The 12,301-nt window shown below is 61.1% G+C and carries 12 protein-coding genes and 1 tRNA gene; all 13 read left to right on the top strand.

Annotated elements, in window-relative coordinates; genetic code table 11:
• Window positions 1–188 precede the first annotated feature (188 nt).
• The gene (gene asnB, locus LK493_RS09760; RefSeq protein WP_117745773.1) at window positions 189–2,069 is read left to right on the top strand and encodes an asparagine synthase (glutamine-hydrolyzing); all 1,881 of its coding nucleotides are present in this window, start codon (window positions 189–191) and stop codon (window positions 2,067–2,069) included.
• 111 nt (window positions 2,070–2,180) lie between these two features.
• Window positions 2,181–3,743: a Mur ligase family protein gene (locus tag LK493_RS09755; RefSeq protein ID WP_227790888.1), complete on the top strand. Its 1,563-nt coding sequence runs from the start codon at window positions 2,181–2,183 to the stop codon at window positions 3,741–3,743.
• Window positions 3,744–3,850: 107 nt separating this feature from the next.
• On the top strand, window positions 3,851–4,762 hold the full coding sequence (locus LK493_RS09750) for an HAD family hydrolase (protein ID WP_227790887.1): 912 nt from the start codon (window positions 3,851–3,853) through the stop codon (window positions 4,760–4,762).
• A gap of 51 nt (window positions 4,763–4,813) precedes the next feature.
• On the top strand, window positions 4,814–5,698 hold the full coding sequence (murI, locus tag LK493_RS09745; RefSeq protein WP_227790886.1) for a glutamate racemase: 885 nt from the start codon (window positions 4,814–4,816) through the stop codon (window positions 5,696–5,698).
• 54 nt (window positions 5,699–5,752) lie between these two features.
• Window positions 5,753–6,478, top strand: coding sequence for a ribonuclease PH (gene rph, locus LK493_RS09740; protein WP_195232425.1), 726 nt, complete (start codon window positions 5,753–5,755; stop codon window positions 6,476–6,478).
• 143 nt (window positions 6,479–6,621) lie between these two features.
• Window positions 6,622–7,263 carry an RdgB/HAM1 family non-canonical purine NTP pyrophosphatase gene (gene rdgB, locus LK493_RS09735; RefSeq protein ID WP_022094898.1) on the top strand — a complete coding sequence of 214 codons (642 nt, stop codon included), beginning with the start codon at window positions 6,622–6,624 and terminating at the stop codon, window positions 7,261–7,263.
• A 3-nt stretch (window positions 7,264–7,266) separates the two neighbouring features.
• Window positions 7,267–7,713, top strand: coding sequence for a D-aminoacyl-tRNA deacylase (dtd, locus tag LK493_RS09730; protein ID WP_022094897.1), 447 nt, complete (start codon window positions 7,267–7,269; stop codon window positions 7,711–7,713).
• Window positions 7,714–7,896: 183 nt separating this feature from the next.
• Window positions 7,897–8,193, top strand: a complete 297-nt coding sequence (locus LK493_RS09725) for a Veg family protein (protein ID WP_006234957.1) — start codon at window positions 7,897–7,899, stop codon at window positions 8,191–8,193.
• A gap of 2 nt (window positions 8,194–8,195) precedes the next feature.
• Window positions 8,196–9,092: a 4-(cytidine 5'-diphospho)-2-C-methyl-D-erythritol kinase gene (gene ispE, locus LK493_RS09720; RefSeq protein ID WP_227790885.1), complete on the top strand. Its 897-nt coding sequence runs from the start codon at window positions 8,196–8,198 to the stop codon at window positions 9,090–9,092.
• A 49-nt stretch (window positions 9,093–9,141) separates the two neighbouring features.
• A tRNA-Pro gene (locus LK493_RS09715) sits at window positions 9,142–9,218 on the top strand.
• A gap of 112 nt (window positions 9,219–9,330) precedes the next feature.
• Entirely contained in the window at window positions 9,331–9,606 is a 276-nt protein-coding gene (tatA, locus tag LK493_RS09710; RefSeq protein WP_022094895.1) for a twin-arginine translocase TatA/TatE family subunit, read from the top strand.
• A 106-nt stretch (window positions 9,607–9,712) separates the two neighbouring features.
• Window positions 9,713–10,183: a transcription elongation factor GreA gene (gene greA / locus LK493_RS09705; protein ID WP_227790884.1), complete on the top strand. Its 471-nt coding sequence runs from the start codon at window positions 9,713–9,715 to the stop codon at window positions 10,181–10,183.
• Window positions 10,184–10,262: 79 nt separating this feature from the next.
• On the top strand, window positions 10,263–12,227 hold the full coding sequence (gene lysS / locus LK493_RS09700; RefSeq protein WP_227790883.1) for a lysine--tRNA ligase: 1,965 nt from the start codon (window positions 10,263–10,265) through the stop codon (window positions 12,225–12,227).
• Window positions 12,228–12,301: the final 74 nt, after the last annotated feature.

Here is a 12,301-nt window from a genome sequence, read left to right as displayed (position 1 = left end):
CTGCGGGAATGGCCTATTTGCTCAATGTGTTCGGCTGAGATCGGAAATCAACCCGCGTGTCACAGCGTGTCACAGCGGAGCTGATTCAGTTGAGATTGCCTGAACATTCCGCCCCTCTTTACGCCCTCGGGTATACTCAAAAGCTACTGATTCGATTTGATGCCCAGCAACAGCAGAGGGGATAGTATATGTGCGGTTTTGTCGGTTTTGTCGGTGGGACGGATAACCAATCCGAGGTGCTCACCAAGATGATGGACCGCATCGTCCATCGCGGTCCCGACATGGGCGGTCAGTTTATCGACGGCCGCGTTGCCCTGGGCTTCCGCCGCCTGTCGATCCTCGACCTGACCGAGGCCGGCGCTCAGCCCATGGCCAATGAGGACGGCAGCGTCGTCATTGTCTTCAACGGCGAGATCTACAACTTCCAAGAACTCCGTTCCGAGCTCGAGGCCAAGGGCTACAAGTTCCACTGCGGCGCCGACACCGAGAGCCTCCTGCACGGCTACGAGGAGTGGGGCGAGGCCGTACTCGATCGTCTGCGCGGTATGTACGCCTTCGTCATCTGGGACAAAAAGAAGAACAAGCTTTTTGGCGCCCGCGACATCTTTGGCATCAAGCCGCTCTACTACTATCCCATGGCCGATGCGGGCGACGGCGCTCCGGGCGTGCTCTTTGGTTCCGAGATCAAGAGCTTCCTGGACTACCCGCACTTCCACAAGGCGGTCAACAAAAAGGCTCTGCGTCCGTACATGACGCTGCAGTATTCGGCGACTGAGGAGACCTTCTTCGAGGGTGTCTACAAGCTGCCGCCGGCGCACTACTTTACCGTCGATATCCCGACCGGCAAGATGAACATCGAGCGCTACTGGGATTGCGATTACTCTGCCGTCGAGAAGCCGTTCGAAGAGTATGTCGATGAGCTGGACGAGGTCGTGCACGAGAGTGTCGAGGCCCATCGCATCGCCGACGTCAAGGTCGCGTCGTTCCTCTCCGGTGGCGTCGACTCCAGCTACATCGCCGCTTGCCTCATGCCCGACAAGACCTTCTCGGTGGGCTTTGACTACAAGAACTTCAACGAGACCAACTACGCCAAGGAACTTTCCGATAAGCTCGGCGTCGAGAACGTTCGCAAGATGATTACCGCCGACGAGTTCTTCGGTGCGCTCGAGGACATCCAGTATCACATGGACGAGCCGCAGTCCAACCTGTCTTCCGTGCCGCTGTGGTTCTTGGCCGAGATGGCCCGCAAGGACGTTACCGTCGTGCTTTCGGGCGAAGGCGCCGACGAGCTCTTTGGCGGCTACGCCTACTACGAGGACACGGTCCCGGTGCGCAAGTACAAAAAGATGGTGCCGCTGCCCATCCGTCGCGCGCTCGGTAACCTGGCGCTGCATATGCCGTACTTCAAGGGACATAACTTCCTGGTCAAGGGTGCCGAGATCCCCGAGAAGTCGTTCCTGGGACAGGCTCTGGTATGGCCGGAGCGCGAGGTCGACGGCGTGCTCAAGCCCGAGTACAACACCGGCGATGGCGCCTTTGAGCTCGCTGCACCCATCTACGCACGCGTGAAGGGTCAGCCCGAACTGGTCAAGAAGCAGTACCTGGACATGAACATGTGGCTCCCGGGCGACATTCTGCTCAAGGCCGACAAGATGTGCATGGCGCACTCGCTGGAGCTGCGCGTGCCCTTCCTGGACCGCAAAGTCATGGAGTTCGCCGAGCACATTCCCGATCGCTACCGCATCAACGAGAACGGCAACAAGCAGGTACTCCGCCACGCTGCCAACAAGTCGCTGCCCGATGAGTGGGCCACCCGTCCCAAGGTGGGCTTCCCGGTGCCGATTGTCTACTGGCTGCGCGAGCAAAAGTGGTACGACTATGTCAAGGAGTACTTCACCGCGCCGTGGGCAAGCGAGTTCTTCAATACCGACGAGCTCATGCACCTGCTCGATCTGCACTTTGCGGGCAAGGGCGATTTCCAGCGCAAGATCTATACGCCGCTCGTGTTCCTAGTGTGGTACAAGCGCTTCTTTATCGACGAGGACCAGCCCGCTGTTCAGGCTGCCTAGCCTCGGCTGACGAACGCCTGCGCGTAACGGCTCCTCCGGGAGCCGTTTTTGCGTGGGTGCGTTTCAGTTACTATAAAACCGTCCCTGCCAAATGGCTGAGAAAGGTGAAAGATGCACCATTCGGATTCCGCGACCGTGACCACGGTCGATACGCTTGCCAAGCTTCTCGATGTGTGCGGCGAGCTGCGCGCATCAGAGCAGGTTGACGAGCGTGCCGTGACCGGCTGCTCGTTTGATTCGCGCACGGTCTCGGCAGGTGACGTGTTCTTCTGCAAAGGTGCTGCCTTTAAGCCCGTGTTTTTGAGCATGGCGCTCGATGCGGGCGCCGTCGCATTTGTGTGCGAGGAGTCACTGGTCGAGTCTCTGGAGCCGCTGGCGCAGGAGAGCGGCGCGGCGATGCTGGTCGTGGATAGCGTCCGCACGGCCATGGCCCTGTTGCCGCCGGAGGTCTACAACCGCCCCGACCACGACGTTAAGATCGTGGGCATCACCGGTACCAAGGGAAAGACCACGGCCGCTTTTATGCTCCAGTCGATTATCAAAGCGGCGGGCGAGTCCTGCGGCATGATCGGCTCGGTGAGTACCGACGATGGCATCGAGTGCTATGAGAGCACCAATACTACGCCCGAGGCCCCCGAGGTCTGGCGCCATATCGCCAACTGCCGCACGTCCGGTCGCCAGTCCATGGTCATGGAGGTCTCGAGCCAGGCGCTCAAGTACCAACGCGTCGAGAATCTGCCGTTTGACGTGGCGTGCTTCCTCAACATCGGCCGCGACCACATCTCGCCGATTGAACACCCCACGTTTGAGGATTATTTTGAGAGCAAACTCAGGATCTTTGACCAGGCAAAGACCGCCGTGGTGAATCTGGGCACCGAAGAGGCCGACCGTGTGCTGGAGGCAGCGTCGACGGCCGAGCGCTTGGTGACCGTTGGCGTCGAGCATCCCGAGGCAAGCCTGTGGGCGAGCGACGTACGCATGGTCGGCTTTAGCATCGAGTTCAACTTGCATGGCCTGTGTGCCGACGAGTCCGAGGCGGGGGAGAAGATCCTGCTGGGTATCGCGGGAGACTTTAACGTGGAGAACGCGCTGGTCGCTATCGCCGCTGCGCGCGAGATCGGCATCGGTATCGATGCCATCAAGAAGGGCCTCTCCAAACTGCGTGTGCCGGGCCGTATGGAGGTCGTGGAGTCGAAGGACGGCCGCGTGATCTGCGTTGTCGACTATGCGCACAACCAGCTTTCGTTCCGTTCGCTTTTCTCGTCGGTCAAGCGCGCGTTTCCCGCTAGCCCGGTCATCGCAGTGTTTGGTGCTGCCGGCGGCAAGGCGCAGGAGCGCCGCGAGCAGCTTCCGCGTGAGGCCGCACCGTATTCCGACCTGATGATCTTTGCCAACGAGGATCCAGCTCACGAAGACCCGATGAAGGTCTGTCGCGAGCTTGCCGAGCATGTTCCCGACGATACGCCGAACAAGATCATCCTCGACCGCGAAGCCGCCGTGCATGCGGCGTTCAAGGCGGCGCGCGAGGAGTACGTCAACCCCGATGCTCCCACCATTGTCTTGCTGCTGGCAAAGGGTGACGAGGAGCTCATGCACGTGGGCGACGAGTTCGTGCCCGTCGAGAGCGACCTTTCGCTGGCCAATCGCCTAATCGATGTTACCCAGTTTGACTAATGAACCATGATGGCGGCGGCGCCCTGAGTGCGCTGTCGCCATAAGCGTGTTCCCTCAATCAAAACATGCCGTCCAAGTCCAAACCCTTCTACGTAAACGGAGTAACCATGTCCCACAACACCCTGCCGACCGTTGCCGAGCTTTCGGGCGAGATGCGCGAGCGTTTGGCCAAGGTCAAGTACGTCTTTACCGACCTGGATGCCACGATGCTCGCACCCGGCTCGTGCGTGCTGCGCGACAACGACGGCAACCCCTCGACCAAACTCGTCGAGGCCGTCGTGGCGCTCGCTCGCGCTGGTATTCAGGTGGTTCCCACCTCGGGCCGCAACCGTACCATGATCCACGAGGACGCGCGCGTGCTCGGCCTCAACTCCTACATTGGTGAGATGGGCGGTCTGGTTATGTACGACCTCAAAGCCAACGATTGGGAGTATCTGACCGGTGACATGCCTTACGACCCCGCCTGCGGCCTCACGCCGCACCAGGTGATCGAGCAGACCGGCGTGTGCGAGAAGATCCTTGCCCGCTGGCCGCACAAGATCGAGTACCACAACGACATGTCGACCGGCTACAAATACCGTGAGGTCACCGTCGGCATGCGCGGCAATGTGCCCGACGATGAGGTCCAGGCCATCCTGGACGAGGCCGGCTGCGGTCTGATCTGGGCTTGCAACGGCCATCTGACTCATCTGTCCAAGCCGACGACGCTCGAGCTCGATCGCGTCGAGGACGGTCGCGCCTTCAACATCAACCCCGCGGGCCTCAACAAAGGCGTCGCCATTGCGCGCTTCTGCGAGCACCTGGGGATCGAGCGCGAGGAGACGTTGGCGCTCGGCGATTCCGAGTCCGACTTCTACATGGCCGATCACGTGGGCACGTTCTGTCTGGTCGAGAATGGCCTGACGAGCGCCGGCGCGCCCGAGTTCCTGGCTGCTTGCGAGAACGCTTTCGTTACGCGCGGCAAAATTGTCGACGGTTGGGCGGCGACGGCAGAGCTGCTGGTCGCGGCGCGTTCGTAGCGCGGCGTCGCCGCACTTGGACATGTCTTTTCGAGAGAGACTGGTGAGGTAATGTCCGATATCGAGAATCCGGCAGGCGACACGCGCCCGATTGGCGTGTTCGATTCTGGTTTGGGCGGTCTGACGGTTGCGCGCGCGATTGCGACGGCGCTGCCGCACGAGTCCGTCTACTACTTTGGCGACACCAAGCGCTGCCCCTACGGCACCCGCACCGAGGATGAGGTGCGCTCGTTTGCGTTGCAGGCGGGCCGTTGGCTGTCGAAGCACGACGTCAAGATCATGGTCATCGCCTGCAACACGGCGACCGCTGCGGCCTTGCGTCTGGCCCAGCAGGTGCTCGACGTTCCCGTGATCGGCGTGATCGCGCCGGGTGCCCGTGCGGCAATCAACAGCACGCGTACGCGTCGCGTGGGCGTGCTCGCCACCAACCTCACCATTCGCTCGGGCGCCTACACGCGCGCCATTCAGGATCTAGATGCCGGCGTCGATGTATACGGCTGTCCAGCCTCGAGCTTTGTCGAGGTTGTCGAACACGAGCTCGCCTCGGGTGCACATCTGCAGGAACAGTGGCTTGAGAACGAGGACATCTTCGATACGCCTGCCGTGCGTGCGCTGGTGGGTGCCACGGTTGAGCCGCTGCGCGACCACGGCATCGATACCGTGGTGCTCGGCTGTACGCATTTTCCGCTGTTGGTGGGACCTATCCGCCATGCGCTGGGGCCTGAGGTGCGCGTCGTGAGTTCCGCCGAGGAGACCACGCGCGAGCTGACCGATATCCTCACGCGCCGCGAGCAGCTGGCGGGCGACGCCGCCGAGCCGCAGCATCGTTTTGCCACGACGGCCGATAACATTGCCGAGTTTGCGGTGGCGGGCAGCTTTATCTTTGGTCAGCCGCTCAAGAGCATCGAACATATCGATATCGATGAGCTGAAATAGATGTAAGGCAGCTGCCAGAGCCTTCGCCACATCTTTTGCCGAAAGGAAATTTCTATGGAGTACATGCAGGTCAACCGCGCCAACGGTCGCGCCGCCAACGAGTTGCGCCCCGTTAAGCTCACCCGTGGCGTCATGAAGCACGCTCACGGCTCGTGTCTGGCCGAGTTCGGTGACACGCGCGTGCTGTGCGCCGCCACTATCGAGGAGGGCGTGCCGGGCTGGCGAAAGGGAGCTAAGGCCGGCTGGGTGACCGCGGAATACGCCATGCTGCCGGCGTCGACCGGCAAGCGCTGCAAGCGCGAGCACGCCAACCGCAAGGGCCGCTCCATGGAGATCGAGCGCCTCATTGGCCGCAGCCTGCGTACCGTCGTCAACATGAAGGCGCTCGGCGAGTACACCGTCACCGTCGACTGCGATGTGATTCAGGCCGATGGCGGCACGCGTACAGCGAGCATCACCGGCGCCTGGGTGGCGCTGCACGACGCCCTCGCCATGTGGGTCGAGGCGGGCAAGATCGAGCGCATCCCGCTTATCGGCCAGGTGGCTGCCATCTCCATGGGCGTTGTCGACGGCAACACTCTGCTCGACTTGGATTATTCCGAGGACAGCCATGCCGAGGTCGACATGAACCTCGTCGCCACCGACACCGGTGAGATGATCGAGCTCCAGGGCACCGGCGAGCAGGCGCCCTTCGACCGTAAGCGCCTCAACGCCCTGCTCGACCTGGGCGACAAAGGTATCGCCGAGCTCATCGAGCTTCAGCGCCAAGCCATCGCCTAATCTGCCAAAAAGGGACAGGTTTATTTTGGTAGGTTTTACCTGTGGAGACGTCTGGACACAAGACTGCCGTTGATTGAGAGGGGAGAGGCGGAGTCCCTCGTTGCCCTCGGCGCGGTATTGATATAGAGACAAGGAGGCCAGTCATGGCACTTGAGAAGATTGACATCGACACCCTCGACCCGGCGGCGACCATCGTCGTGGCAACGGGCAACGCCCATAAGCTCACCGAGATCGAGGCCATTTTGGGCAAGGTCATGCCCGAGGTGCGCTTTGTGGCGCTCGGCCAGCTGGGCGATTTTGAGGACCCCGAGGAAAACGGCACGACGTTTTTGGAGAACGCCATCATCAAGGCGCAGGCTGCGGTCGAGGAGACGGGCCTTATGGCCATTGCCGATGATTCGGGCTTGGTCGTCGACGCGCTGGACGGTGAGCCCGGTGTGTATAGCGCGCGCTACGCGGGCGTTCACGGCGACGATGCCGCCAACAACGCCAAGCTGCTCGTTAACTTGGAAGGCGTGGCAGACGAGGATCGCACCGCGCGCTTTATGAGCGTCGTCGCGCTCATCGACACGGATGGTCTGGTCACCTATGGTGAGGGCGCCTGCGAGGGCGTTATCGCGCACGAGGGCCGCGGCGATCACGGCTTTGGCTACGACCCGCTGTTCCTGCCGGTCGACACGCCGGGCAAGACCATGGCCGAGCTGACGGCGGACGAGAAGAACGCCATCAGCCATCGATTCCATGCGCTCGAGCACCTATCCGCCAAACTGACGGGCGAGGAGTAGGCCGTGCGTGCGGTGGTGCAGCGCGTGCTCAACGCCGGCGTGACGGTCGACGGCGAGTGCGTGGGTCGCATTGGACGCGGCTACCTGGTGCTGCTTGGTGTGGGCCATGGCGATACGCGTGCCGAGGCCGACAAGCTGTGGGGCAAGCTCCGCGGGCTGCGTATCAACGAGGACGAGAACGGCAAGACCAACTTGGCGCTTGCCGATGTCGACGGCGAGGTGCTCGTGGTGTCGCAGTTCACGCTGTTCGCCGATTGCCGCCACGGTCGCCGCCCATCGTTTACGGATGCCGGCGCCCCCGATGTCGCCAACGAGCTCTACGAGTACTTCTTGACGCTTGTGCGCGAGGACGTTGAGCATGTGGCGCACGGTATCTTTGGCGCCGACATGAAGGTCGACCTGGTCAACGATGGCCCATTCACCATCGTCCTGGACACCGACAACCTTTAGGTTACGCGGTTTTACCAAACCGCGTAACAACTGATCATGCGAGATTGTCGTCTGGTACGTATTTGGGATGGGGATTATTTAGCTACTTGCGTATGGCCACAACAGGGTGCTATAGTATTAGAGTTTTGTCTATCTTAGGGGTATTATCCCCTTTTTGAATTGCACCTTCTGGAGGCCCTGTTCATGGAAGAGATGGAAGTCAATCACGTCGACGACATCCACGAGAAGCTGACCGATATGGTGGGCGATCGCGTCAAGGTGAAGGCCAACATGGGCCGCACCCGCGTTGTCGAGCGCATGGGCACCATCAAGAGCGTCCACCCCGCCGTCTTTATCGTCGAGGTCGACGAGCGTCGCGGTCGCAAGTCGCGTCAGTCCTACCAGTATATCGATGTCCTCACCGGTCAGGTCGAGCTGTTCGACCCCGAGAGCGGCGAGCATATCTTTACCCCGCTCGGCAATCAGCTCGAGGAGCATTAACGGTGACCGATCGGTCCCTGACTCTTTCCGCGCCGGCAAAGATTAACCTCTACCTGGGGGTTCATACCGAGCGCGATGACCGCGGCTACCACAGGGTCGATTCCCTGATGGCGGCCGTCGGTCTTTCCGATACCGTGACGGTCACGCCGGCGCAGGCGCTGACCGTCCAGACGGTTCCGGCATCAGATTTTCCCATGCAAAAGAATACGGCGTATCGGGCTGCGGTTGCTATGGCCGAGCATTATGGTCGCGAGGCAAACATCTGCGTGACGATTGAGAAGCGCATCCCATTGTGCGCCGGCTTGGGCGGCCCCTCGACGGATGCGGCCGCGGTCATTGTCGCCTTGGCGGAGCTCTGGGGCATTGATCGCACCGACCCAGCGCTCGACGACATTGCGCGAGGCATCGGTGCTGACGTCCCGTTCTTTTTGCACGCGAGTCCTGCGTTCTACGTAGGTGGGGGAGACGTGCTGGCAACTGAGTACCCCGCGCTGCCCGCGACGCCCGTCGTGCTGGTCAAGCCGCGCGAGGCAAGTGTTTCGACAATTGAAGCCTATCGACGTTTTGACGAGGCCTCGGTGCCTGCGGACAAGCCCGGCGCGATAGCTTCTGCCTTGCGTGCTGGTGATGCCGAGACGGCATATGCACTCATCCATAACAACCTTGGTGTCATTTCCGCACAGATGGAGTCGCAGATTCAAACGGTCCTCGACTGGCTGCGTAAACAGGACGGAACCGTTGCTGTAGATGTGTGCGGATCGGGTGCCTGCTCGTTTGCCATTTGCGACACCGCTGCCACGGCCGAAAGGCTTGCCGATGCTGCCCAGCAAAATGGCTGGTGGGCCTGCGCGACAGAGCTTATTCCCAACACGGTTCAAATCGACGCGCCAAAGAAATAAAAATTTCTCTAGCACGCGGCGAAAATCTTTGTTACTATAGTCGAGCTAACGGGTTGTGGCTCAGTTTGGTAGAGCACTGCGTTCGGGACGCAGGGGTCGCTGGTTCAAATCCAGTCAACCCGACCAGAGCATGAGGAGGGACCGCTTCTTGCGGTCCCTTTTTTTAGCTAGTGTTGTGATACCGCGATACCCGCGGTATACTCATTCGAGCTTGTCTCGCTGTATTGTGGAGGTCTACATGTTTGGACTGAGGGCTCCTGAGCTCATCATTATTCTCGTCGTTGTCCTGATTATCTTCGGGCCCAAGAACCTGCCGAAGCTCGGCAAGTCCCTCGGCTCTACCGTCAAGAATATCCGTGAGGGTATGGAGGGCGACGATAAGGCCGAGACCAAGCAGGCCGAGGAGGTCGTGGTCGAGCAGTCCGAGGAGGACAAGGAGATCGCTGAGCTCGAGGCCAAGCTCGCTGCTGCCAAGAAGAAGCAGGCAGAGGACAGCGACGCGGACGCAGAGTAGTCCCATCCCTTTGGGGTGAGCACCTGACCGGCTTGCCCGCAGGCTAGCCGGTCTTTTTCGTTTTGTTGACAGTTGATTGTTTGATCAGAGTTGGGGAGATATCCGTATGGACGCAAGCCAGATCGTACTGACCGCTGAGGGCCGCCAGAAGCTCGTCGAGGAGCTCGCTTGGCGTGAGGGCGATTACGCCAAGGAGATCGTCGAGGACATCAAGGAAGCCCGCGCGTTCGGCGACCTTTCGGAGAACTCCGAGTACGACGCCGCTAAGGACAAGCAGGCCCAGAACGCCGCTCGTATTGCCGAGATCCAGGCCATCCTCGCCAACGCTCAGGTTGCTGCCACCACGGGCGACCTGACCGTCTCCATCGGTTCCACCGTTTCGCTGATTGATCCCAACGGCGAGGTCATGGAAGTCACGCTCGTCGGTACCACCGAGACCAACTCGCTCGTGCACAAGATCTCCAACGAGTCTCCGGTCGGCCACGCCATCATCGGTCACGGCGAGGGCGACTCCGTCGAGGTCGTTACGCCTTCCGGCAAGACTCGCGTCTACACCATCGCCAAGATCGCACGCTAGACCACGGTCCCGCGTAAAGGTATGTTTTCGCTCCCTGGGACCGAATCCTGGGGAGCGTTTTAGTTTGAGGAGCTAACTTATGGCAGAGAACCAGAACGCCGCCGATCAGGCATCGACGCTCAACGACGAGCGCGCCACCCGCCTGGCCAAGCGCGCCGCCCTGTTCGAGGCGGGCCAGAACCCCTATCCCGAGCACTCTGAGCTTGAGGACTACGTCGCCGATATCGAGACTAAGTACGCCGATCTTGCCGATGGCGAGGACACCGAGGACGTCGTGAAGATCGCCGGCCGTGTGGTCGCCAAGCGCGGTCAGGGCAAGATCATGTTCATCGTCGTGCGCGATGCGACTGCCGAGATTCAGCTGTTCTGCCGCATCAACGACATGGACGAGGCTGCCTGGAATACGCTCAAGGCCCTCGACCTGGGCGACATCCTGGGCGTGACCGGCGTGGTCGTTCGCACCCAGCGCGGCCAGCTTTCCGTTGCCCCTAAGAGCACGACCCTGCTTGCCAAGGCCGTTCGTCCGCTGCCCGAGAAGTTCCACGGTCTTTCCGACAAGGAGACCCGCTATCGCCAACGCTATGTCGACCTGATCGCCAACGACGACGTTCGCGAGACCTTCCGCAAGCGCTCGCAGATTCTCTCCACCTTCCGTCGCTTTATGGAGTCCGACGGCTACATGGAGGTCGAGACCCCCATCTTGCAGACCATCCAGGGCGGCGCTACGGCTAAGCCGTTCATCACGCATTTCAACGCGCTCGATCAGGAGTGCTACCTGCGTATTGCCACCGAGCTGCACCTCAAGCGCTGCATCGTCGGTGGTTTTGAGCGCGTGTTCGAGATCGGTCGCATCTTCCGTAACGAGGGCATGGACCTTACCCACAACCCCGAGTTCACCACGATGGAGGCCTACCGTGCCTTCTCCGACCTCGAGGGCATGAAGGCACTCGCCCAAGGTGTCATCAAGGCTGCCAACAAGGCCATCGGCAACCCCGAGGTCATCGAGTACCAGGGCCAGACCATCGACCTTTCTGGTGAGTGGGCCAGCCGTCCCATGACCGACATCGTCTCCGACGTGCTCGGCAAGCAGGTCACCATCGACACGCCGGTCGAGGAGCTTGCTGCCGCCGCGCGCGAGAAGGGCCTGGAGATCAAGCCCGAGTGGACTGCTGGCAAGATCATCGCCGAGATTTACGATGAGCTGGGCGAGGACACCATCGTCAACCCGACGTTCGTGTGCGATTACCCCATCGAGGTCAGCCCGCTTGCCAAGCGTTTTGAGGACGACCCGCGCCTGACGCACCGCTTTGAGCTGGTTATTGCCGGTCACGAGTACGCCAACGCGTTCTCCGAGCTCAACGACCCGGTCGACCAGGCCGAGCGCTTTGCCGCCCAGATGGCCGAGAAGGCCGGCGGTGACGACGAGGCCATGGAGTACGACGAGGACTACGTGCGCGCCCTCGAGTACGGTATGCCTCCCGCGGGCGGCATTGGCATTGGTATCGACCGCGTGGTCATGCTGCTCACCAACCAGGCTTCTATCCGCGACGTGCTGCTGTTCCCGCACATGAAGCCCGAGAAGGGTTTCCAGTCCGGTGCCGCTGCCGCCAAGGCTGCCGAGGCCGGCAACGCCGCGAGCCCGTTCGTTAAGTCGCTTAAGCCCACGCTCGATTACTCCAAGATCGCCGTTGAGCCGCTGTTCGAGGAGTTCGTCGACTTCGATACCTTCTCCAAGAGCGACTTCCGCGCCGTGAAGGTCAAGGCATGCGAGGCCGTCAAGAAGTCCAAGAAGCTGCTGAACTTTACGCTCGACGACGGCACCGGCACCGACCGTACCATCCTCTCCGGTATTCACGCTTATTACGAGCCCGAGGACCTGGTCGGCAAGACCTTGCTCGCCATCACCAACCTGCCTCCGCGCAAGATGATGGGCATCCCCAGCTGCGGCATGCTCATCAGTGCCATCCACGAGGAGGATGGTGAGGAGCGCCTCAACCTGATCCAGCTCGACGCCTCCATCCCCGCCGGCGCAAAGATGTACTAACTAGTTACGCGGTTCTACGAACCGCGTAACGGCTCGACGCTGCGCGGGCCGCATTTGGACAATCTGACGTTCAA

The sequence above is a fragment of the Collinsella aerofaciens genome (assembly GCF_020709435.1).
Classification (GTDB): Bacteria; Actinomycetota; Coriobacteriia; order Coriobacteriales; family Coriobacteriaceae; genus Collinsella; species Collinsella aerofaciens_AU.
This window is presented reverse-complemented; position numbering and strand designations above follow the sequence as displayed.